Source organism: Magnetococcales bacterium, assembly GCA_015232395.1.
Taxonomy (GTDB): Bacteria; Pseudomonadota; Magnetococcia; order Magnetococcales; family JADFZT01; genus JADFZT01.
This window is the reverse complement of the sequence record JADFZT010000030.1, coordinates 18,144-40,568: the sequence shown is the minus strand read 5'-3', so window position 1 is coordinate 40,568 and position 22,425 is coordinate 18,144. Positions and strand designations below refer to the sequence as shown.

21 protein-coding genes are annotated in these 22,425 nt (G+C 53.8%); 14 read left to right on the top strand and 7 right to left on the bottom strand.

The window, feature by feature from the left end; genetic code table 11:
- Positions 1-73: 73 nt before the first annotated feature.
- Together HQL52_10200 and HQL52_10195 are read right to left on the bottom strand one after the other, a co-directional pair.
- The gene (locus tag HQL52_10200) at positions 74-646 is read right to left on the bottom strand and encodes a metal-dependent hydrolase (protein MBF0369817.1); all 573 of its coding nucleotides are present in this window, start codon (positions 644-646) and stop codon (positions 74-76) included.
- Positions 643-1,173 carry a hypothetical protein gene (locus tag HQL52_10195; GenBank protein ID MBF0369816.1) on the bottom strand — a complete coding sequence of 177 codons (531 nt, stop codon included), beginning with the start codon at positions 1,171-1,173 and terminating at the stop codon, positions 643-645. Before HQL52_10195 ends, HQL52_10200 begins: the two co-directional genes overlap by 4 nt.
- Before the next feature lie 191 nt (positions 1,174-1,364).
- Here HQL52_10195 and HQL52_10190 point away from each other — a divergent pair, with 191 nt between their 5' ends.
- Positions 1,365-2,462: an ADP-ribosylglycohydrolase family protein gene (locus HQL52_10190; GenBank protein MBF0369815.1), complete on the top strand. Its 1,098-nt coding sequence runs from the start codon at positions 1,365-1,367 to the stop codon at positions 2,460-2,462.
- A gap of 102 nt (positions 2,463-2,564) precedes the next feature.
- Here HQL52_10190 and HQL52_10185 read toward each other — a convergent pair whose 3' ends face one another.
- Together HQL52_10185 and HQL52_10180 are read right to left on the bottom strand one after the other, a co-directional pair.
- Complete coding sequence (locus HQL52_10185) at positions 2,565-2,750, bottom strand: hypothetical protein (GenBank protein ID MBF0369814.1); 186 nt, start codon at positions 2,748-2,750, stop codon at positions 2,565-2,567.
- A gap of 363 nt (positions 2,751-3,113) precedes the next feature.
- Entirely contained in the window at positions 3,114-4,652 is a 1,539-nt protein-coding gene (locus HQL52_10180; GenBank protein ID MBF0369813.1) for a sigma-54-dependent Fis family transcriptional regulator, read from the bottom strand.
- Positions 4,653-5,044: 392 nt separating this feature from the next.
- Between HQL52_10180 and HQL52_10175 the strand changes: the two genes are divergently transcribed.
- The 11 genes from HQL52_10175 (at position 5,045) to HQL52_10125 (ending at position 16,569) form a co-directional block, all read left to right on the top strand.
- Positions 5,045-5,578: a cytochrome c gene (locus HQL52_10175; protein MBF0369812.1), complete on the top strand. Its 534-nt coding sequence runs from the start codon at positions 5,045-5,047 to the stop codon at positions 5,576-5,578.
- Positions 5,579-6,609: 1,031 nt separating this feature from the next.
- The gene (napF, locus tag HQL52_10170; GenBank protein MBF0369811.1) at positions 6,610-7,113 is read left to right on the top strand and encodes a ferredoxin-type protein NapF; all 504 of its coding nucleotides are present in this window, start codon (positions 6,610-6,612) and stop codon (positions 7,111-7,113) included.
- 230 nt (positions 7,114-7,343) lie between these two features.
- Positions 7,344-7,697, top strand: a complete 354-nt coding sequence (locus tag HQL52_10165) for a chaperone NapD (protein ID MBF0369810.1) — start codon at positions 7,344-7,346, stop codon at positions 7,695-7,697.
- A 181-nt stretch (positions 7,698-7,878) separates the two neighbouring features.
- Positions 7,879-10,389, top strand: coding sequence for a nitrate reductase catalytic subunit NapA (napA, locus tag HQL52_10160; protein MBF0369809.1), 2,511 nt, complete (start codon positions 7,879-7,881; stop codon positions 10,387-10,389).
- A complete protein-coding gene (gene napG, locus HQL52_10155) occupies positions 10,389-11,291 on the top strand; it encodes a ferredoxin-type protein NapG (protein ID MBF0369808.1) in 903 nt (300 codons plus the stop codon). Before napA ends, napG begins: the two co-directional genes overlap by 1 nt.
- Positions 11,288-12,115 (top strand): quinol dehydrogenase ferredoxin subunit NapH, encoded by an 828-nt coding sequence (gene napH / locus HQL52_10150; GenBank protein MBF0369807.1) that lies wholly within the window; start codon positions 11,288-11,290, stop codon positions 12,113-12,115. The genes napG and napH overlap by 4 nt, the downstream gene beginning before the upstream one ends.
- Positions 12,116-12,164: 49 nt before the next feature.
- The gene (locus HQL52_10145) at positions 12,165-12,662 is read left to right on the top strand and encodes a nitrate reductase cytochrome c-type subunit (protein ID MBF0369806.1); all 498 of its coding nucleotides are present in this window, start codon (positions 12,165-12,167) and stop codon (positions 12,660-12,662) included.
- Between the two features lie 449 nt (positions 12,663-13,111).
- Positions 13,112-14,545, top strand: coding sequence for a hypothetical protein (locus HQL52_10140; GenBank protein MBF0369805.1), 1,434 nt, complete (start codon positions 13,112-13,114; stop codon positions 14,543-14,545).
- Entirely contained in the window at positions 14,542-15,177 is a 636-nt protein-coding gene (locus HQL52_10135) for a NapC/NirT family cytochrome c (GenBank protein MBF0369804.1), read from the top strand. The genes HQL52_10140 and HQL52_10135 overlap by 4 nt, the downstream gene beginning before the upstream one ends.
- A gap of 403 nt (positions 15,178-15,580) precedes the next feature.
- On the top strand, positions 15,581-16,276 hold the full coding sequence (locus tag HQL52_10130; protein MBF0369803.1) for a Crp/Fnr family transcriptional regulator: 696 nt from the start codon (positions 15,581-15,583) through the stop codon (positions 16,274-16,276).
- Between the two features lie 83 nt (positions 16,277-16,359).
- Positions 16,360-16,569, top strand: coding sequence for a hypothetical protein (locus HQL52_10125; protein ID MBF0369802.1), 210 nt, complete (start codon positions 16,360-16,362; stop codon positions 16,567-16,569).
- An 86-nt stretch (positions 16,570-16,655) separates the two neighbouring features.
- On the opposite strand, the gene HQL52_10120 is transcribed toward HQL52_10125, so the two are convergent.
- Together HQL52_10120 and HQL52_10115 are read right to left on the bottom strand one after the other, a co-directional pair.
- Positions 16,656-17,243 carry a hypothetical protein gene (locus HQL52_10120; protein ID MBF0369801.1) on the bottom strand — a complete coding sequence of 196 codons (588 nt, stop codon included), beginning with the start codon at positions 17,241-17,243 and terminating at the stop codon, positions 16,656-16,658.
- Positions 17,244-17,337: 94 nt separating this feature from the next.
- Positions 17,338-19,041 carry a response regulator gene (locus tag HQL52_10115; GenBank protein MBF0369800.1) on the bottom strand — a complete coding sequence of 568 codons (1,704 nt, stop codon included), beginning with the start codon at positions 19,039-19,041 and terminating at the stop codon, positions 17,338-17,340.
- A 470-nt stretch (positions 19,042-19,511) separates the two neighbouring features.
- Here HQL52_10115 and HQL52_10110 point away from each other — a divergent pair, with 470 nt between their 5' ends.
- Together HQL52_10110 and HQL52_10105 are read left to right on the top strand one after the other, a co-directional pair.
- On the top strand, positions 19,512-19,730 hold the full coding sequence (locus HQL52_10110) for a hypothetical protein (protein ID MBF0369799.1): 219 nt from the start codon (positions 19,512-19,514) through the stop codon (positions 19,728-19,730).
- Complete coding sequence (locus HQL52_10105; protein MBF0369798.1) at positions 19,720-20,007, top strand: type II toxin-antitoxin system RelE/ParE family toxin; 288 nt, start codon at positions 19,720-19,722, stop codon at positions 20,005-20,007. Before HQL52_10110 ends, HQL52_10105 begins: the two co-directional genes overlap by 11 nt.
- A 50-nt stretch (positions 20,008-20,057) precedes the next feature.
- Here the strand turns inward: HQL52_10105 and HQL52_10100 are convergent, their stop codons facing one another.
- Positions 20,058-21,953, bottom strand: coding sequence for an ATP-dependent endonuclease (locus tag HQL52_10100; GenBank protein MBF0369797.1), 1,896 nt, complete (start codon positions 21,951-21,953; stop codon positions 20,058-20,060).
- Positions 21,954-22,425: the final 472 nt, after the last annotated feature.

The following is a 22,425-nucleotide window of genomic DNA, read 5'->3' as shown; positions in this document are numbered from 1 at the left end:
TGATTTTGGCAGGGTCTGTCGGTGAGTTGGCTATCCCAATGAGTCGGCTATCCAGGCCTGTGGTTGCATGCCGCTATCCGGAAGCGGGAAAACGCTTGCGAAGGGTCGTTACGAACGCTTGGTCTGCTCTGTTTGAAATCAACTCCAGAGGAGAATAGCCCCGGCGCCAGGCGAGATGAAAGGTGATCCCCAGGGTGAGAGCTGTGGCCGTAAAATTTTGCCAGGAGACCAGCTGCCACTGCCCCGACCAGTTCCAGGTCCATTCATCTGAGATGGGAAAGAGATAGGGGATGGGCCACTTGTCGTCCACATGGGTTCCCCGGGAGCCCACCAGATCTCCCAGCAGGTGGAGATGATAGCTCAAGCCGGTGAGAAGGGCGGCAACTCCCCGTTTTTCCGTCACCATCCACGCCACCCCCATCAAAAATATTCCGAAAAAAAGATTGTGGCCGAAGGTGTGGTGATAGTCGAAATACCAGGTCGCCTGGTGATCGGAATCCTGGGTAATATATTGCATGATGATTCCCAGGCCATCCAGATCCGGCACCAGGGCTGCAAGGGTAATGATGCCCCGTTCCTTGGGATTGAGCTTGGGGGAGCTGTTGGCGACAATCCAGCCTATGAGGCCGTGGGTGATGGGGCTCATGACGGGCTCTTGTGGGAAGGGGAGTGGCGAAAATGGATCAGGGTGAGCCCTATGATGCCGCTCACCAGGCACACAAGCATCAATCCCCCCGGCGACAGCCATCCCAAGGGGCCGCTCCAGGGTGACCAGGGGGCGAAGGGGAGGACATCGCTATGCATGATCATATCCAAAAAAACGTGGCTGAAGCTGCCGAGAAAGGCCCCCATGGCCAGGTTGGGGAGGGGCGGGGAGCCCGGGGGCACGCTCCAGGCCGGGGTTAATTGTTCCGGTAGTCTTTGGTTCCAGAAGGGCCCCAGCCATTTCAGGATGGGCCAGGTGGTGAGTATCGCCAGAAAGGCCACCACACAGGCTCCGGGGAGGGTGTGGAAAAAACGGTGATAGGGAAATTCGTTGGCGATAAAAATCCAGTAGAAGGGCTCGGTATCGGTAATCACCTGACTTGCTGCGAAGGCCAAAAAACTCACCCCTCTGGGAGCGATCCCCTTGAGAGCCAGTCCCGGTCCAAAATGAAGGGGGGTGATGGGCATGATGGTTATCCCTGAAGTCGGTTATCCCTGAAATGGAATGAACGCCCTTGGTTTGCCAAGAGCGGTTGCCCAGGTGTTCGCTGCTTTTGGATTATCTGCCCCAGGCTGCCAACAGGATATCCCAAATGGGGGGTGGCGTTCTCCATTTTTATGACGACTTTGAGTGTATCGGGACTATGGAGGAGGGGAAAATGGGGGAAACGGATCGCGGCAAGGGAGATTCAGCGGGACTTTCGGCAGCCATCACCGGTTCTCTGCTGGGGCTTGCGGTGGGGGATGCCATGGGGTTGCCCTGGGAGGGGATCTCCCGTGGGCGGCAGACCCGCTTTAAGCCTGACCATGACGGCTATCGGTTTTTGTTCGGCAAGGGGTTTTGTTCCGACGATACCGAACACGCCTGCATGACGGCCATGGCCTTGATCCGCTCACAGGGGGAGGGGGATCGTTTTTCCCGGAGTTTGGGGTGGCGGCTGCGATTTTGGCTCATGGGGCTGCCAGCCGGGGTGGGGATGGCCACAGGGAAGGCGATCATCAAGCTTTGGCTGGGGTTTTCACCGGTGAAAAGCGGGGTTTTTTCCGCTGGCAACGGTCCGGCCATGCGGGCGCCGATTTTGGGGGTCGCTTACGGGGAAAATATCGACACCCTTCGGGATCTGGTGCGACGCTCCACCCGGGTGACCCACACCGATCCCCTGGCAGAGCAGGGAGCCTTGGCGGTGGCGCTGGCGGCGGCAATGGCCTTTCGTTCCGGGGGGAGTGTTTCCGGAGAGGATTATCTGGCCCAACTGACGGGGGTGCTCCGGGGGAGTGGCGCCGACACGTTTCTGGAAGCGGTCAGAGGGGCGGTTGAGAGTGCCGGGAGGGGGGAGGCGCCCCATCATTTTGCCAAGAGCCTGGGGTGTGACAAAGGGGTGAGTGGTTACATCCTCCATACCGTGCCGGTGGTGTTGCAGATTTGGCTGCGTTTTCCCGGGGATTATCCGCGAGGCATTCGAGAAATCATCGCTTTGGGAGGGGATACGGATACGACCGCAGCCATCCTGGGGGGAATTCTCGGTGCGGGTGTGGGGGAGGAGGGCATTCCTGAAAAGTGGCTTGACGAGGTGTGGGAGTGGCCAAGGAGTGTGGTCTGGATGCGGGGGGTGGCTCGGGTGCTTGCCGGGAGGTTGGTTGGTAGAGAGGAGAGGTTTCCATCGAGTGGGGGCTTTTTGTTCCTGCCCCTGCGCAATTTTCTGTTTTTTATAGTGGTTCTGTTACACGGCTTTCGGCGACTTTTACCCCCTTGGTGAGGGAATGAGAGGCCACAAAAAAAACATGAGCGGCCCTCGTTTCAGACTCTCGGGGGATGGTCGATACATTATATGGATGAGGCAGGGTTCAGCGTGAAGCTTTTAGGCGTGCCGACTGTGCTGACGCCGCTGAAAAAATCCCCGGCGCTCGGTTTCCTCATCCCGAAAGACGAAGGAGTCTTTCCGACGTTCCTGGCCACAGCGCCGCTCTGAGGTCGCTTGGGGGGCGATGAATGGCGTGTGCGGTTGGAATCGAGATTGAGATTGAGAAATGATGCGGTTTTCCATTGGTTGCCCCTTGGCAGCGTATGGATTCCATGGCCATCTCTAGTAAAAAATATTCCACCAGGATGGAGAAAAATTAACTTAACGTTACAATGTGTTTTTCTAATGTAACGTCTTGTACCGTTTTTGTCAATATCAAACTCATGGGGTGTATTCGGAAAATAAATAGTGGCTTGGTGAGCGGGGTGTCAAGCTGAATCTATTGTTTAATAAGGGTAAAAATAACGGCTTGGTTTGAGCGGATAGGGCATGGAAGTGGGTTCTGGGGGCATTATGTGGGAAAGGTTTGTCCAGAAAACAGGGTGAGAGGAGGGTGGCTTCCGCCATTTCCCGGGTTGAAGTGAGATTCAACCCGGGGTAGGGTAATCAGGCCATTTCCAGCTGGTATTGGCGGATTTTGTTGTGCAGGGATTGCCGGGTGATTTCCAGCATCTGGGCCGCTTTGATTTTATTGCCCCGAGCCCGTTTCAGGGCTTTTTTGATGAGCTGGATTTCCAGGTTTTTCCGTTGGGTCGGCAGGGAGAGGGTGTCGAAGGTGGGTTCGTTGGTTTTGCTCATGCTGGGCAGGAGCTTTTGGGAGCAGCTTTCCGGGGAGATGGTTTCATTGTTTGGTGTCAGCGCCACCAGGCGTTCCACTTCGTGTTGCAGCTGGCGGACGTTGCCGGGCCAATAATAGGACTCGAAGAGTTGCAGGGTTTCCAGGGAAAAGCCTGCCACCCGTTTTTCAAATTTTTCGTTGGTTCGCCGCAAGAACATCAACGCCAGGGGTAGAATATCGTCCCGCCGCTCCCGCAAGGGGGGGATGTCGATATCCACAGCGAAAAGGCGGAAGAAAAGATCTTCTCTGAACTTACCCTTTTCCACCTCTCCCCGCAGATCCCGGGAGGTGGCGCTGATCAGGCGAAAGTTATATTTACGGACTCGGTTGCCTCCGAGCCGGGCGCCTTCCATCTCTTGCAGAATCCGTAAAAATTTAGGTTGAATGGAGGCGGGCATGTCGGCAATTTCGTCCAAAAACAGGGTGCCTCCTTCAGCCTCTTCAAAACGGCCCTGACGGCTGTTCATCGCGCCGGTGAAAGCCCCTTTTTCGTGACCGAAAAATTCACTCTCCATCAGCTGTTCCGGGATGGAGGAGCAGTTGACAGCGACGAACGGGCGTCCCCTCTTATCCCCCATATGATGGGCCATCCGGGCGATCACTTCCTTGCCGGTGCCGCTCTCTCCGGAGATAAAAATATTGACCGGTAGCGCACCCACCTGCTGGGTGATTTGGATCACCTTGCGCATGCCATCGCTCTCCGCGATTACCCGGTTGGAGCCGAAAAGATCCTCCCCGGATTTTTCGATATCCTCTTCCACCTGCTGGGAAATGGTGGAAATTCTTTCGGAGACGGAGTTGCTTTCGATGGCCAGGGAGAGATATTTGACCGCTCTTTGCAGGAGTTTGGCGTCGGTCTGGGAAAATGATTCACCGGAAATCTTGTTGAGAACCTCCACCGCACCGATATAGGTGTCATCGAAGAGGCTTTTGATGGGCACGCAGATCAGGTCGCGGGTGACGAATTCGGTCTTGCGGTCGGTGACGGAGTGATATCCCTCCTGGGTGTCGAGATTGTTTTGGATGATGACCCGTCCGGTGCTGATGGATTTGCCGACGATGGAACCGGTTCTGGGGGCCTTGATCTGTTTTTCCGTGAGGTTGGTGCCAAACTTCAGCCACACCTCTTCGCTATCCCGGTCGGCGATGAAAATGGAACAGCGCTGGCCACCGATGAGTTGGGGAAAAATATCGACGAAAAAACCCATCAGCTGGTCATAGTCGTCATGGGTCCAGGCCCGGTTGACACGCTCCAGGTTGGATTTCAGTCTGATTAATCGTTGATGAATATCCATGGGCTCACGCATGGTAGATTTCCCGGGACGCGCTGATCGTCCAGCATCTCTTGTTCGCTGGCTATCCGGTCCCAGGTATGGCTGGAAATCCTAGAGATAACCGAGGGATTGGGAGATGTCAAAAAAATAGTTTACACTTTTTCCCGGGTTGAGGGGGCTCCCTCTTCCCGAAAGAGGTGCACGTAATCATTCAATTATTATATCAAATGGAGAGGGTGGTTGCTGAAAGAAGTGCTGTTTTGGGGTGTGTCTGCTTTTGGTCCGGGCCTGGAACAGGAGGGGTTTGGGGCGTGATGGATATCTGAAAATGGGGCGTGGACAGTCTCGTTTATCCGGGATTTTTTAACCGAAAAAGGGTGTCCAACAGAAGTAAAAGGTCCGTAAAATAAAGCCTGGAGGGGGCTATGAATCAGCGGCAGGAAATAACAGAAAGAGTTCGGGGAGAGCCTGGGGCACCATCCTGGTTGAAAAGGGGGGTGGGCGTTGTGGCTGTGGTGGTTTTTTGGGTCACGGCAGGCCTTGTGACCGGGGGTTGGGAGCCGTTGGTCTTGGCGGCCCCTTCTGCCCAGGAGGAGCGGGACTGGTACAGCTATCGACGGGACTATTATGCCGAAGGGCAACCGGCTGATTATCTGTTTGTTACCAATCCGTACCCAGCCACCCGTGGCCATATCGTGGCTGGAGGGGATCTCTATCGGCAGTTTTGTGCTGAATGCCATGGCGCGGACGGCTTTGGTTTCGGCTATCACTCCGCCACACTCTCCCCACCCCCAGCCCGCCTGGCGTTCATCGGTCGTGGGATCGGGGATGAAGGGGGGTATCTGTTTTGGAGCATTGCCGAGGGTGGGATACCTTTGGGATCGGATATGCCAGCCTATAAGGAGAGACTCACCACCCGGCAAATTTGGCAGATCATTCTCTTTTTGCAACAGTTGTAATGTTTCCAGGCATCCGGTTTTTGTGGTGAAACCAGCCTGGGTTTGGACCCGGGTTTCGGCTGACGGAACCATTTTATGGTTTGGGGGGCTATGCTTGCTGTGGGCATGGTCCCAAGCCAATGCGTTGGCTGACGAAGCGATTGGGTTCCGTCGGTTTTATCGTTTCGTCTGCTCTATCGGGAATTTGGCTGAAAAGAGCAGCACCTTCCTGTGAGAGGGAGGTGCGATGGAAGCACATCATTACCGTCAAGAGTCCTCTCCTGATGGTCTCTCTCCCGCCCAGCTTTTCCCTTCCCTGTCTCTCCCTTCCTTCCTTGAGTGCCGATCTTTTTTCCTGTCTGGAATGTAGCACCAATCAAAAACAGATTTGGCAGTCGCTTTTTTTTGGGGAGCTGCCTTCTTTCGGCATCACTGTTTTTCAGGGGGACTTTTCGAAATTGTGCTGATTGAAAAGAAATCGGAGCGTATTGAGAATTAATATCATTGCCAGTGCGCAGACGGGTTGTTTTTCGAGAGATGACCAGCCATCTTTACAAGCGCCAGCGCTTTGCGGACAGAAAAAATGGATAACGGCAAAAAATTAACGCCGATCAATTTTGAAAATGTTTTTTGGGTGCATCATCCCAGCCTAAGATTGATAAATATCAGTGAATACAAACGTTTTTTTCTTTTGTTTACGTGCAGTTACAAAAAATTTACATTTTCTGATATAGAACCCGTGCCTTTTTTCCGTTAGTCTCGCAAAATGTCAGGTAGAGGTAGCGGTGAATGTTCCAGGTTGCCGTCAAAAGCAGCTGGGAGCCACCCAAGCTTGGTTTTTTTCAGGCTGGGATCATTACCGGACACAAAGGGGGAGGGGAGGGATTCGGATCGGCTGAGACAGGTCGTACCGAACCATCATCGGGCTCAGGGTTGCCATGGTGAATCATGGAGAGCCGCGCCGGATGCACGTACCATTTTAGGTAAAGGACGGATCGGCTGTTACCAGCCATCCAAAATGAATGACTCCACCCCCTGCCAACCGGACAACAATGCCGCAGGCCATCTCCAGAAGAAACCTCCTTTTTCGGGGAACGCCTCCCACCCGCCCGCCGTGGCATGTTTCCGATTCCCGCTTTACGACGCTCTGCTCCCGATGTGGCGACTGTATAAAAAGCTGTCCTGAGGGGATTCTCACCCTGGATCGGGCCGGTTTTCCCCAGGTCGATTTCAGCCGGGGAGAGTGTACTTTTTGCAAAAAATGTCTGGAAATCTGCCAGGACGGGGCGTTGCTGGCGCCGCCAGCCGGGGAGAGTGCCCCACCTTGGTACATCAAGGCGAATATCGGCAGCGGCTGTTTGGCCCACAAAGGGGTGTTTTGCCGGGCTTGCGGAGATTGTTGTGAGCCCCGCTCCTTGCGCTTCAAACCCCGTCTGGGGGCGGCTGAGCTGCCGGAAGTCCATCTGGCAAGCTGTAGCGGATGTGGGGCCTGTGTTGCAGCCTGCCCCACCAACGCCATCACCATGGCAACGGAGGCGAAGGCCCATGCCGCCTAGGATCGGATTGAACGGATGACGATGAACCTTGGCTCGAACCTCTTGACGCACCACGGACACCACCCTGTTTTATCCACCAGGATGCCATCCGGCTCTGGGATCTATTGTTTCGAACCAACCGACCTACCCCCCCCATCGAACACCCCTGTCACACCGTCCGGACTGCTCCCTGGTAACTGCCAGGATTCCTCTGCCCATTCCACCCTGAATCGATCCCGAGGTTTTGCATCATGAATATCAGCGGCATTCTGGTTTACGCCAAACCCGGTCGACAGCATGAGGTGGCCGAAAATCTGGGTGAGCAGGAGGGCATCGAGGTTCATGAGGTGCTCGACAACGGTAAAATCATCATCACCTACGAAAGCACGGGGATGGGGACCCAAGCCCGGCTCATCAGCAATCTGCACCACACCTCCGGGGTGATTTCAGCGGCGATGGTCTACCACTATTTTGAGGAAGAATCCGATGAGCGGGCGGCACAGATGAAGCTCACCGATAATGTGATCAAGGCGTTGCAGGTCAAGGAAGAGAACGATGAGACCAGCGAGCGGGAAGAGCAGAAGAAAAAGGAGTCTCAGCGCTGAAGCGTCTCCCCGGTCGAAGAAATGGCCGTGATCTGACCCAAGGAGGCTGAGAGGTCGGAATCAACTGGAAGGTGAGGCGTTTTAAAAAAGTGGAAAAACCGGTCTGGCGACCGGCAGTGACTATACGGAGATCAATAAAAATTTGTTCGGGATGTCAACAGCAAGGGAGGAGACTTAAAGCATGAATCTAACTCGCAGGAAATTTATCAAGTCCTCCGCAGTGGCGGCCACAGCAGCGGCGGCCGGTGTGGAACTCAATCCGGTAACAGCCATGGCCGACGGCCATGGTGATGTGCGCTGGGACAAAGCCCCTTGCCGTTTTTGCGGTACGGGTTGCAGCGTTCTGGTAGGTGTAAAAAATGACAAGGTCGTGGGTACCCAGGGTGATCCGGACGCACCGGTCAATCGGGGTCTCAACTGCATCAAGGGCTATTTCCTCTCGAAGATCATGTACGGCAGCGACCGGGTGGTTCAGCCCATGCTGCGTATGAAAGATGGCAAGTTTGCCAAGGATGGGAAATTTGGCCCCATCTCCTGGGATGCCGCTTTCAAGCTGATGGCTGAAAAATACAAAGCCGCCATCAAGAAAAAGGGTCCCACCTCGGTGGCCATGTTCGGCTCCGGTCAATGGACCATCTGGGAAGGGTATGCCGCTGCCAAGTTCCACAAGGCAGGCCTGCGCTCCAACAATATCGATCCCAACGCCCGTCACTGCATGGCCTCAGCTGTGGCTGGTTTCATGCGGGCTTTCGGCATCGACGAGCCCATGGGTTGCTACGACGATCTGGAGCATGCCGACGCCTTCGTGCTGTGGGGCGCCAACATGGCGGAGATGCATCCTATTCTCTTCTCCCGTCTGACCGACACCAAGCTCACCAAGGGTGCGAAGCTGGTCAATCTCACCACCTTGACCAACCGTGTGACCGATCTGGCCGACCTGGAAATGGTCTTCAAGCCCCAGACCGATCTGGCCATTGCCAACTGCATTGCCAACTACATCGTGCAGTCGGGTGCGGTCAACAGCGACTTTGTCAACAAGCACGTCAACCTGCGCTTGGCCAACACCGACATCGGCTATGGCCTCCGGCCCGACCATCCCCTGGAAAAGGCTGCCAAGAATTCCAGCCCCCGCAAGGCCCAGGTTGGCTCCCAGCCCATCGACATGGATGCTTACGCCAAGTTTCTCTCCACCTACACCTTCGAGCACACCGCCGAAATTTCCGGGGTGCCCAAAGAGAAGCTGGAAGAGCTGGCCAAGATGTATGCCGATCCCAAGCTCAAGATCGTCTCCTACTGGACCATGGGTATGAATCAACACACCCGGGGTTCCTGGATGAACGGCCTGGTCTATAACATCCATCTGCTCACAGGTAAGATTTCCCAGCCCGGCAACGGTCCCTTCTCCCTGACCGGTCAGCCCTCCGCCTGCGGCACCGCCCGTGAAGTGGGTACCTTCGCCCATCGTCTCCCGGCTGACCTGGTGGTGATGAAAGAGCCCCATCGGAAGTTTGCCGAAAAGGTTTGGAAGCTCCCCTCCGGCACCATCCCCGGCAAACCCGGTACCCATGCTGTGGCGATGATGCGCGCCCTGGAAGACAAAAAGGTCAACGTCCTCTGGGTCCAATGCGCCAATCCTTTCCAGGATTTTGCCAACCTGAATCCCTGGCTCAAAGGCGCCCGGGATCCGGAAAACTTTGTCATCACCACCGATCCCTATCCCACGGTTTCCGCCCAGGCTTCGGATCTGGTGCTGCCTACCGCCATGTGGACCGAAAAAGAAGGGGCTTACGGCAACGCCGAGCGGCGCACCCAGTTTTGGCGTCAGCAGGTCTCAGCTCCGGGTGAGGCGAAATCCGACCTCTGGCAGATCGTCGAATTTTCCAAATATCTCAAGGTTGAGGATGTCTGGACCGAGGATCTGATCAAGCAGATGCCGGAATATCGTGGCAAGACCCTTTATGATGTGCTCTATCGCAACGGTCAGGTGGATCGGTTCCCGGCGACCAAGGTCACTGACAGCGCTGGCAACACCTACCAGAACGACGAGATGGAACACTTCGGATTTTACATCCAGAAGGGTCTCTTCGAGGAGTATCGTCGCTTCTCTTCCGACGGTCCCAAGAAGGGTCATGAGCTGGCCCCCTTCGACGACTATCACAAGGCCCGTGGCATGCGTTGGCCGGTGATCGACGGCAAGGAGACCTTGTGGCGCTTCAAAGAAGGCTACGATCCCCACGTGGAGAAGGGCAGCGACTTCCAGTTCTACGGCAAGCCCGACAAAAAGGCCTGGATCATCGCCGCTCCCTATGAGCCTCCCCCAGAGATGCCCGACAAAGAGTATGATCTCTGGCTGTGCACCGGTCGTGTCCTTGAGCATTGGCACTCCGGCTCCATGACCGGACGGGTTCCCGAGCTCTATCGGGCCTTCCCGGACGCGTTGGTGGAGATGCATCCCGACGACGCCAAAAAACGGGGTCTCAAGCGGGGTGACAAGGTGAAAGTGGTCTCCCGTCGGGGTGAAGTGACCACCCGTGTGGAAACCCGTGGTCGCAACCGGCCTCCAGTGGGTCTGATCTATGTGCCTTGGTTCGATGCCCGGGTGCTGATCAACAAAGTCACCCTGGATGCCACTTGTCCTATTTCCAAAGAGACCGACTATAAAAAGTGCGCGGTCAAACTGGTTAAGGTCTAATGGCGGAAAGTCGGAAATCGGAGCTGAAGGCAAGCCCTCCTGATGGTCGTCGGCAGCTGACTCGCCGACAAGCCATCAAGGAGACGGTGCAGACCGCTTGCACCGTCTCCCTGGTGGGGATGCTGGTGGCCTGGAAGGCGGAAGGGGCAAAGAAAGATCTGCCCGCCGAAGCCCTCCGGCCTCCGGGCGCCCTGCCGGAGGCTGATTTCCAGGCCAAGTGTTTGCGTTGTGGATTGTGTGTCAGGGATTGCCCTTTTGACACCCTGAAACTCTCCCGGGTGGGAGATGGGGTGAGTTTGGGGACTCCCTACTTTCACGCCAGAGAGATTCCTTGCGAAATGTGTGAGGATATCCCGTGTGTGAAAGCTTGCCCCTCGGGGGCGTTGGATCCGGAATTGACCGACATCGACAAAGCCCGTATGGGGCTGGCGGTGTTGCTCGACCAGGAAACCTGTATCGCCTTTTTGGGCCTTCGGTGCGAAGTGTGCTATCGGGTCTGCCCGGCGATTGATCAGGCGATCTCCCTGGAATACCGGCACAACGTTCGCTCCGGGGTGCACGCGCAGTTCATACCGGTGGTTCACTCCGACGCCTGCACCGGATGCGGCAAGTGCGAACGCGCCTGCATTCTGGAGGAGGCGGCCATCAAGGTATTGCCCATCAAGCTGGCCAAGGGGCAGCTGGGTGCACATTACCGCAAAGGGTGGGAAGAGAAGCGTAAGGCCGGGAAAAGTCTGGTCGCGCCTGACGTGCCTCATCGCTACAACCTCCCTGACGGTGTGAGCTATCAACACGGCACCATTGGCCTGGTGCAGCCAGAGGATACCCCGGCGGAGTTGAAGGCCCGTTTCGGTCCTTCCGCCATGGATATTCTCAACCAGGGGTCGGAGGTGGGGGAATGACCACATCCACTCCGGGCAAGTCTCAAGCAAAAGGTTTTTGGCAATCCAACAAATGGTTGTTCGTGCGGCGGATGTCGCAATTTTTCGTGCTCACACTTTTTCTGCTCGGACCGTGGTTCGGCATCTGGATCATCAAGGGGAATCTTTCCGCGAGTCTCATTCTGGATACGGTTCCCCTGACCGATCCCCTGCTGGCTCTACAGATGTGGTTCGCCAGTGGGACATTGGCAAAAGAGGTCTGGATTGGTTTGCTGGTGGTGACGGTTTTTTATGGCTTGGTTGGGGGCCGGCTCTTCTGTTCCTGGGCCTGCCCGGTCAACCTGGTCACCGATGGGGCACATTGGGTTCGGGGGCGGCTGAAGCTGAAAAGCTATGCCAAACTGACTCGCAATCTGCGCTATTGGGTACTCGGTATGGTGCTGTTGGTGAGTGCTCTGCTGGGGGTCATCGCCTGGGAGCCGGTCAATCCCGTTTCCATCATGCACCGGGAGATCATCTTCGGTCTGGGAATGGGCTGGACCATTCTGGTAGGGATTTTCCTGCTGGATGCGTTTTTTGCTGAAAGGGCCTGGTGTTCCCATCTCTGTCCCATGGGGGCCACCTACAGCCTGGTTGGTCAGTGGAGTCCTTTGCGGATTCGTTCTGAAAAGGAAAAGTGTGACGAGTGCGGCGATTGCTACTATATCTGTCCCGAACCCCAGGTGATCGTACCGGCAATTCGAGGTAAGGATGTGACGATTCTTGATGCGATGTGCACCAACTGCGGGCGCTGTATCGATATCTGCCCCCAAGAGGTGTTCCGCTTCGGGAAACGCCAATCTTAAGCCTTGATCCTGAACGGGATATCAGAGGAAAATCTTAAGGAGAGGTTTCATGAAACGTCAGTTTATGGTTCTACTTTCCGCTTTCGTGCTGCTGGGCATGAGCGGCCTGGCTGCGGCCAGTGGCATAGTTTCACTGCGTGGTGACAAGAGTCTTTTTGCCGATGAAGTGGTAGCTCCGGACAAGCCTTATCTGGGAGACAAGCCCGGTAAGCAGAAGGTGATGAGTCGGGCCTGGAACACCGCCCCCCCACAGATTCCCCACACCCAGGACAAAATGGTGATCCTCAAGGGCAAGAACACCTGCCTGGAGTGCCATGACATCTCCACCTATGAAATGGCTGAAGCCCCGGTGATGGGTGAGAGCCACTACAAGGATCGCACCGGCAAGGCGCTGGATAAGCTCTATCAGGGCCGCTACAACTGCTCCCAGTGTCACGTGCAGATGGTGGATGGCAAGCCTCTGGTGGGTAACACCTTCAAGGGCATCCCCTACGTGGCCACGAAGAAGGTTGCCAAGAAAAAAGCAGCCCAGGATGATATCTTTTAGCGCATCCTGATCTGTTGCATTGTTTGAATATGAAGGGGGGAGGCGACTCCTCCCTTCATAGCGTTTCAAATTTCCCCAACGGATGGCCATTATAGGCTGATGGCATGTGACGGGGGTATTCGATTTGGCCAGGCAGCAGCCTGATTGAGACAGTGACAACGGTTCAAAGAAAGCTGGTGGCAGGTTTGCCGCAACCAGTGGCACAATCCCCCTCCCCGATGACCGGAGCGAGGGCATGGGTGGTGGGGTTGGAGAGAGAGCGGAGTGGTGGGGGAGGGTGGCTGGCTTTTGAGAGAGGGGGCCTAGGGCCTCTCTTAAAATACAGATGGCACTGATGACCCCCTTTTGCAAACGAGCGCCCCTTGAACGGGGAGGGAGCCATGGGAAAGAAGATGTTTATGAGCGTTCTAAGGAAAATTTTTGCAGTATTGTCCATCACAATGGTCTGTATGGCCCTGGTTCAACCGGCATATGCCGAGAAGGTGGACCTGGACCCCTCCAATTGGGGGCATGAGGATGGAGGCCAGTGCGTCAAGTGTCACAAAAAATCTTCCCACGGCCTGTTTGAACAGTGGAAAGGGGGAGCCCATGGCAAGGCCAACGTCAACTGCTATGACTGCCACCGGGCTGAGGAGAGCGATGCCGATGCTTTTGAGCACAAGGGGAATATCATCTCCCTGATCGTCTCTCCCAAGGATTGCGCCCGTTGCCATCCCAAGGAGTTCAAGCAGCAGCAGGGCTCCACCCATGCCGATGCCGTGGTGCGTCTGGATAAATATGTCAAGACCCTGGGTAATCTGGTCAGTGGCCCGGCGGTGGTCAATGCCGGTTGCGCCCAGTGCCACGGCTCCCGGGTGAAGGTGCGGGGTGATGGCTCTCTGGAGCCCGAATCCTGGCCCAATACCGGTATCGGTCGCATCAACCCCGATGGTTCCCGGGGCTCTTGTTCCTCCTGTCACGTGCGCCACTCTTTTTCCAAGGCCCAGGCTCGGGATCCCCAGGCCTGCTCCCGCTGCCACAGCGGTTTGGACTCCCCGGACAAGGAAATCTATGACGCCTCCAAGCACGGCATGGTTTATTCCTCCCGGCAACATGAAATGAATTTTGAAAGCGACAGCTGGGTCACCGGTGTTGACAACAACGTCGCTCCCACCTGCGTCACCTGCCACATGGCTGCCACGCCCTCCCTGCGGGGAACCCATGATGTGGGTATGCGCAACGCCTGGAAGCTCAATACCCCGGTGTCCGAAAAGCAATACCTGATCATCTTTGAGGATGGCGACAAACAAAACTGGCCCGTCAGCAAGGAGCCTCCGAAAAAAGGCGACGGCCTGGCCAAACGGGATGGCACGACCGGTATCGTCAAGGTGGTGGCTGGCCCCAAACGGCGTCGGGCAGCCATGATGAAGGTGTGTGTAGAATGTCACGGCACCCCGTTTGCCAACGGCTTCATGAAGCTTTTCGACGATGTGGTGGTGCTCTACAACGAAAAGTTCGGCAAGCCGGCGCTGGCCATCATGCAGGAGCTTTACAAGCGGGGTAAGCTGACACCGACCCCCTTTGACGAGCCCATCGAATACACCTATTGGGAGCTGTGGCATGATGAAGGTGCCCGTGCCAGGCACGGCGCTTCCATGGGGAGCCCCAACCACGTCTGGTGGGAAGGGATGTATCAGGTGGCCCGTAACTTCTACACCAAGTTTCTCCCCGAGGTGCATCAAGTGGCCGGCTTCCAGCTGGGCAGTGACCTGGTGGCGACCCATGTGGGCCAAAGCAAGCACCACGAGTGGATGAATCATCACAACATCGATGATCCCATCCTGCACATGCAGATGGATGAATATATACAGGAGACCGGTGAAGCCAAGGGAGGCGCTCAATGAAGAATTGGATCGTCGGGCTTTTCACCAAATATAAACGCATGCTGCCCTGGCTGGCTGGCGGCATCGTAGTGGGGATGGCTGGGATTGTGTTTTTGGTGGAGTTCGACCATTTGACCGCCACCGAAGAGTTTTGCACCACCTGCCACTCCATGGATTTTGCAGCGGATGAATATCGCACCTCGGTTCACTACAACTCCCGTTCCGGGGTGCGGGCCATCTGCGGTGATTGCCATGTCTCCCCGGGCATCTTTGCGGCCACCTGGGATCACATCATGGCCTACAAGGATCTGGTGGCGGAGATCACCGGTGATTACGGCGATGAGGTGGTTTTTGAACTGCACCGCCCCGAAATGGCCTTCAAGACCCGGGATTGGTTTAAGAAAACCGGTTCGGCCACCTGTCTGAAGTGTCACGTCAATGAGGCGATCATCGGCAGCCGTCCCCACGTCAGAGAGCTGCACACCAAGGAGGTCCAGGAGGGTAAAACCTGCATCGAATGTCACTACAACCTGGTCCATCGCAAGGTACCCGACCGCAAAACCTTCAAGCGGGATGCCTGGAACGAGATGATTGAACAGGAGTTCAACCTGGAGCCGGGTGAAGCAGCGAAAATTTTTGAACGCACCTCCTGATCAAGGGAGGCCGATTTAAAGCCTGGCCTCACTGATCGGCAATCCTTTCTGGCCTTGGGAGCCGTTCCCCCTGTGGGATTCGGTTTCCAAGTGCCAGATAGGCATGATCCAAGAAAAAATCCTTTCCCGTCCTTTTCCGTATTCACGCCCTGTTTTCTCTTCAGCTTTTCCTGATTCACCCTTCTTCTGAAATCCCGTGGCTCTCAGAGGATTTGGGTGGTGGGGGAACTTTCCTCAATTTTGCCCGCTCCGTGTAGGAAACCCCTTTCCAATTCGATGCCGATGGGGCTAGATTCCCTGTGGTTCAAGCCAAACATCGATCCTGCCTCCGATCGGTGGATATGCCCGGTAGTGGATTGGCTCGGCTGATGGATTTTTTTTCCCGGGAGGCTGGAAACCATTGATGAAAGCAAGTCAGATCAGCGACCGGACTTTCCGCGAGACAGCTCTTTTTACCGCCCTCTCCGAGGAACAGCTTGCCAGAATGCGCCAGGGGATGCGGGTGGTGGTGCTGGCTGAAAATGAAAACCTGTTTGACGATCAACAGCAGGCTGAACGGTTTTTTCTGCTCTACCGGGGGCAGGTAAAGCTTTTTCGGCTCTCAGCCAATGGTGCGGAAAAAATCATCAAGATTATTGATCCGGGGGAACTTTTTGCGACCGCCGTGATGTTTATGGAAACCCGGCTCTATCCGGTGTGTGCGGATGCGACCCGGGAGAGTGTGGTGCTCTCCTTCGATAGCCGCCAGTTTTTGGATATTCTCAAGGAGTCTCCGGAAACCTGCTTCCGGGTGCTGGCTGACATGAGCCGAAGGCTCTTTAATCAGGTGGCGGAGATCGACAGCCTCTGCCTCAACACCGCTTCGGGTCGTCTGGTGCGCTATCTGCTCAATCAGGTTCCCGAAGGGAATGTCGGTCCTTGCCGGTTTCAATTGGGGGCCAGAAAGCGGGTGCTCGCTTCCAGGCTTTCCATTCAGCCGGAGACCTTTTCCAGAATTCTCGGCAAGCTGCGCAAGAGAGGGTTGATTGAGGTGGAGGACAAGACCATCTGTATTCCGGATGTCGAGGCGCTGCGGGAGTATGGTACCACGGAGGCGTGAGTTTTTTTTTGGGAATGGGGATGACGATGATGGCAAACGGTTTTTTTTAAGAAATTCACTCTCGGAACAGGGATGACCGACGAATGACACTGGCAGAGATCAAGGTGTTGAAAAAGGCGTTTGAAGCAGATGGCCGCCAAGCCGGGGGGATTCATCTCACGGCTGAACAGGCTAAGATTATACGGCGGGAGCTGCACCACCTCTATGGCTTTGATCCCGGCGAGGGATTGACCACCATCTATGGGGTGGAGGTGGTTTCGGTGGATGCCCCGGAATTTCGTATCGAAGAATAATCCCTTTTTCATACAAGCGGACTGGATCCGGAATGTTCCTGTGAACCATTTATTCGATTCCGGACCCAGGTGCTCTTTTTTCCCCGTTAGACTTGCCCCACCGTGGTTTCCCCCCCATCGGCCAGAATCGCCAGCACCCGTCCCCGCCAGGCATTTTGAAACTGTTCCCTGACCTGCGGGTCGTCGTTGCCGGAGAGGATGGCCTGGAGAGCAGGCCCCATCTCTGGTGCTGGGGGAAAGCCCTGGGGTGAATAAACCAGGGAGGTGGAGCGGCCATTGGAGCGGCTTTTGAAGGTGAAGCGGGTGGGGGGGTGGGGCTCTCCGGAATCAAAACTGAGCAATCCCTCCCGGGCGTGGAGTCCTCCCAATCCCTTAAAGCCGTTTTCCGCCGCTGCGCCAGTGAGGAGGGTCATCACCTGGCTCATGGGACCGTTCACCCCTTCCGCGACCCCACCACTCACCTTGATTTCAATATCTCCCCGCTGGGGGGGGGAGTCGGGATAGAGAATTTCCACCGCTCTTTTGACCAGCAGAAAGGCTCCAGCCACGGTGGGACAGGCGTGTCCGGCGAGCTTGACGGCATCGTTGAAGGTGTAGTGGAATGCGTCCTCTCCAGCTCCCAGGAGATCTCCCAGGGGGTCTTGGAATTGGATGACGGGGGTATCTGGGAACATGATCGTGGGCTCCGGATATGAAAGGTTGAGTGAGTTTATTGGTTAAACAGCGGTTTCGATATTTCGGCTTCGGTTGCTGGTTGGTTGCATCAAGTCATGGGGGGGGGCGGCTGTGGCCGGTTTTTTTTGTGCATGGGGTGTTTTGGACCCTGGTTTGGACGAGGTGTTGGATGCGTTCCCGCAGATCCTGCATGCGGAAGGGTTTGGTGATGAAATCATCCATGCCAGCGGCAAAGCAGGCTTGGCGTTCCTCTTCCATGGCGTTGGCGGTCAAGGCGAGAATGGGGAGGGGGGGAGTATCGGTATTTTTTTCCAGGCGGCGGATTTCACGGGTGGTTTCATAGCCGTCCATGAGGGGCATCCGGCAATCCATGATGAGTAGATCGTAGGGGGCTTTGGCCAATTTTTCGATCACTTGCTGGCCGTTGGAGACCAGATCCACCTGGGCAAACCCCATTCTTTCCAATATTTCACCGATGAGTGATTGGGCCATGGGATCATCTTCGGCCACCAGCAAGCGGACGTTATCGATATGGGGCTGCTGGACATCGCCACCGGTTTTGGGCTGGGGGGATTGTGCCTGGGTGCTGGGAAGGCCGAATTGGGCGGTAAAGCGAAAGGAGCTGCCTTTGCCGACGATGGAATCCACCTCCATGCTCCCTCCCATCACTCCCACGAGGCCCGAGGAGATGGCCAGCCCCAGGCCGGTGCCGCCAAACCGGCGGGTGGTGGAGCTGTCGGCCTGATAAAAGGGGGAGAAGAGCTTGCTCCTGGCTTCATCGGGAATACCGATGCCGCTGTCATCCACCAAAAAACGCAAAAGCGCTTCTGATTCAGTTACCTCTACCTGCTCTACATAGAGCGACACAATTCCTTTTTCAGTAAATTTGACCGCATTGCCCAGGAGATTCAGGAGCACTTGCCGCAGACGGTTGGGGTCACCGGTGAGCCGGGTGGGGACGTTGGGGAAAATCTGCCATAACATCTCCACCCCTTTTTCGGTGGCGTGGGGGGTGAGGAGGGTTTTGACATTTTCCAGGACCGGGGCCAGGTCGAAGGGAATTTTTTCCAGATGGATGGCACCGGACTCCACCTTGGAAAAGTCGAGAATATCGTTGATGACCGTGAGCAGACCCTGACCGGAGTGGATGATGGTATCCACGTGACGGCGCTGTTTTTCATCGAGGGCGCTGGAGATCAGCAGCTGGGCAAATCCGAGTACGCCATTAAGGGGGGTGCGGATTTCGTGGCTCATGGCGGCCAAAAAGCGGCTTTTGGCGATGTTGGCCGCTTCGGCTTCCTGTTTGGCCTGCCGCAACTCTTGCTCCACTTGGCGTCGTTGGCGGATCTCCTGTTCCAGCTGGTTGTTTTTATCTTCCAGCAAATCCGCCTGATGGGAGAGAGTCCGCTTTTGTTGGTGAAGATCCAGAAATATTCGCACTTTGGAGAGTAAAATGCGGTCATCGATGGGTTTCAGAATAAAATCCACCGCCCCGGCGTCATACCCCTTGAGCTTGTTTTTTTCCTCAGCATAGACCGCAGTCACAAAGATGATGGGAATGTGGCGGGTTTGCCGATCCCCCCGCAGCAGCTCCGCCACCTCATAGCCATCCATCTGGGGCATCTGGACATCCAGAAGCAGGAGGGCAAAGTCGTTTTTAAGACAGAGCGCCAGGGTTTCGTTGCCGGATTGGGCGGTGACGATCTCAGCTGGAACGTTCGCCAGAAGGCTTTTCAGGGCGATCAGGTTGGCGGGCTTGTCATCGACGATCAGGATTTTGGGGGAAGCTTCAGACATGACGATCCCGGGGCCTCTTGGATGTTAAGATGAGGCCCACGCCAGGCAACCCAGGGCGTGGAGAGGTGTAGAACGAAATCACAGGATGATCTGCCATGGATCGAGGTGCGATCTGGGTGGTGAAGCGGGTAAAATCAAGGAAAGATCCGTGGTGCTTGGTGGGCGACCGATCTGATCTTATTGATCCCCCCATCTTTTGGGGTTTTCTCCCATTTGTCCAGGGATAGGATGCCTCTTTCAACATCCCACCCCGTTTTATGAGCCGGAAGAGGATGGCAGCCTGAACCAAGGCTGTCGTTGGTTGAGTGGGATTGACGCACTCCAGCCTGAGCCCCATGAGTAGGAGCCCAGCGAGAGCTTGTGGGGGAGGATGGGCGAAATGATTTGTCTTTCTTGCGACCAGAATAAGGACTATCTTCTGGTAGGTGTATCAACCTTTTTTCAGACCAGTAACCGAGGGGAGAGCAACCATGGATATGGTTATCCACTTTCCGGATGAGTTGGGCAAAAGGGTCAGAGAGCAGCCGGATGCCAATGATTTCATCGTAAAGGCGGCTCAAACGGCCTTGGAAAAACAGATTCTGGGGAAAGAGTTGGCTGAATCAGCCACGCAAGGGGATAGGGGGGAATATGCCGATCCGGAAGAAATAGAGGCTTTTTTTGATAGATGGAATTCGGATGCGGGTTAGATGGACAAAAAGAGCTGAATACAGGCTTTATGACGGAACAAAATATATCCGCAAGGAAAACCCAGAGGCTGCAAAGAAGGTCATAACAGCTATCAGACGTGTCGTAGATAAAATCGCCGAACATCCCTACCTCTCCCCACAAAGCAGGGCGTTTTCCGGGTTTCGGGAGGCCGTGGTCCCTCGCTATCCTTTCGTCATCTGGTATCGCGTAAAAGAGGACGAACAGATCGTGGAAATCCTCACTATCTGGCATACATCACAGGATCGGTTCCGGTAGTTTTTTCAACACCAGAAGGAATTCAGATTATATTCAGGTCAGCTGGGCTTTCAACCAGGAAGAGTTGTCATTTTCTGCTCAGGTTGCACGGGTTTATATATTTTTTTCACATAGTCAATAAGGTATAAAAGGTTGTCAGGTATGCTCTCTGGATCAAGATCTTTCAGGAAATCGAGAGCTGCAAGAGCTTTTCCTTTTTTTTCGCCCTGGTTTTTGGAGACACCAATGTTACCTTCAAAGTCTGGAGAAAACATGATCACATTGCCATTATGACCATTAACTCTGTCAGCAATTTCAGCATTTAACTCATAAGTTCTTTTTTTCGACTTCCTCTTGTCCTCATTCCAATTGTCTGGCCATGTTTCTGGTAGTGGATCTTGGTCATGTACAACAAAATATTCAAAATCAAACGAGTTTGCTATTTCAGTGTAAATGGGGAGATTGAATTTGGAGCCACAATCAATGATTGAAATGCTTGGGTCAAACAATCCAATTCGTTCAGCCACAAAAGGTATTACAACTTTTTCTGTTATCCCTTCAACGAAAACAACCTTTCGCGCAAAAAACATTTCTGATCGGTCAGGGTTTACCCAGTGAACCATATTGAAATTGTTTTTTCTTCCCTGATGGCTGTCTCCCTCAAACAAATCCTTAGTGCATTGCCGGATTTTTGATTCAACTTCCCCATACTCTTTTGAAACAATGATTATTTCTTTGTAAAAATCAAGGTTTACAAAAGAAGGGGAGTGGGTTGAGATGATAACTTGGTGTCCGTCAGTTTTAGATATTTCTTGAAGTGACTTTGCTAGTCTTTTCTGTGCCTGTGGGTGGAGGAATATTTCTGGCTCCTCCATTGCAAATATTACAGATTCAGAAGCTGATCTTTTTTGGCTGGCACCCTTTTTAAGTTTTTGTTTTTCACTAGCATTTCGCAAAGTGTTTGACCATGCTCGAAGTAAAGCGAAAATCACTGCTCTTTGTAGTCCATGTCCTTTTCTGTCAGCTGGTGTTGATAAACCATCGTCTAAGTGCAATTCAGATGCAAGTTCAAATATTTTCTCAATTTCTGGAGGGTTGATTTTTATCTGAGCCTTTACATTCCAATCGATAAGCTCACTTGCAAGAGCCTTCTCCAACTCAATCAACTCATTGGCAAACTCTTCTTCCTCACTTTCACCATCATCTTCTCTCGAGTTCAAACTTCTAACCAAACCATCCAATTGGTTTCGAATATCTTGAAATTTTTTATTGTTTTCAGTCATTTCCTTTATGGTTCTAGTTAGTAGTCGGCCAAATGATGTCGTCGCTTTTATTTTTGTTTCTTCTGACAAATCACGTATTGCAGGGATGATTATTAATTCTGGCAATAATCCGCCAGCAACATTCATTTGGCCCATAAAAGGCCCAGACTCAATAGATTCGATAAACTCAATGTCATTATGGTTGTTTTGTATATACTGTTCTTGTGCCTCCAGGATTTTTTTCTTGGTGAGTTTTCCTTTTTCTGGAACCAGATTTTGTAGCGGTGTTTTTTTTATCTCCTCTCTGTCGGTTAGATTTTTAGCTTCTGATTCCTTGAGGTATTTTTCTGCAGGCTCAGATATGTACCCATTATAGGAAACTTTTGCCCCTTCAACAGATAATGTTGCTGTTTTTCTTATCTTTATGCTTCCATCATTCCGCACATACTTTTTAAAGGTGTCTTTTTCGTCTGCTGTTAAATGAGAAAAAACGATCTCAACCCAGATTGGACTTTTGTGTTTGTGGTTAACGAACACGTCTTGTGGAGAAGGTTTTGTTTTTGTGGAAACAAAAAACTCAATGGCCGAAATCAGGTTTGATTTTCCGCTGTTATTCGGCCCTAGTATCCGGGTGAATTTTTCAAACTTAATGTTTGCCACGTTTAAGCTTTTATATCCATTAACTATCACTGATTTGATGATCATCGTTAATGATTTCCTTGAGGTGATGAGGGTGTATCTTGAGACAAGAAAAGCTTGTTTCAGTTTGTGCTTTCACAGTTTAGGCTTGTATGCGGACTGACTGCATTACAACTTCAAGAGGTATTGTGTGCGGTGCACAGCTGTCTGTCAATGAAGAAAGTGGTATATAGTCTGGTCTGTATGTATAGTGCGGGCAATGTATTCCTTTGTTAGTACCAAGGTTGGGTCAATATGTGAGAGGAAGGTGAGTCTTGTCTGGGAGGGAATTTATTGAAAATTTTTCGTCATTTTACAGTGTATTTTGTGACTTTCTGAAATTACCTTGATGTTTTTTTGTGGTATATGTAAAGCATGCCGTCGTTAGGGGGAGTGGGTCCAGGTTTTGTTGTATTGAGGGTTGGGCTATAGGAACAAAGCTGAATTATCGATAAAGGCCCGGGATGAGGCCTTGGGGGAATAATGGGGGGAGGGGGGT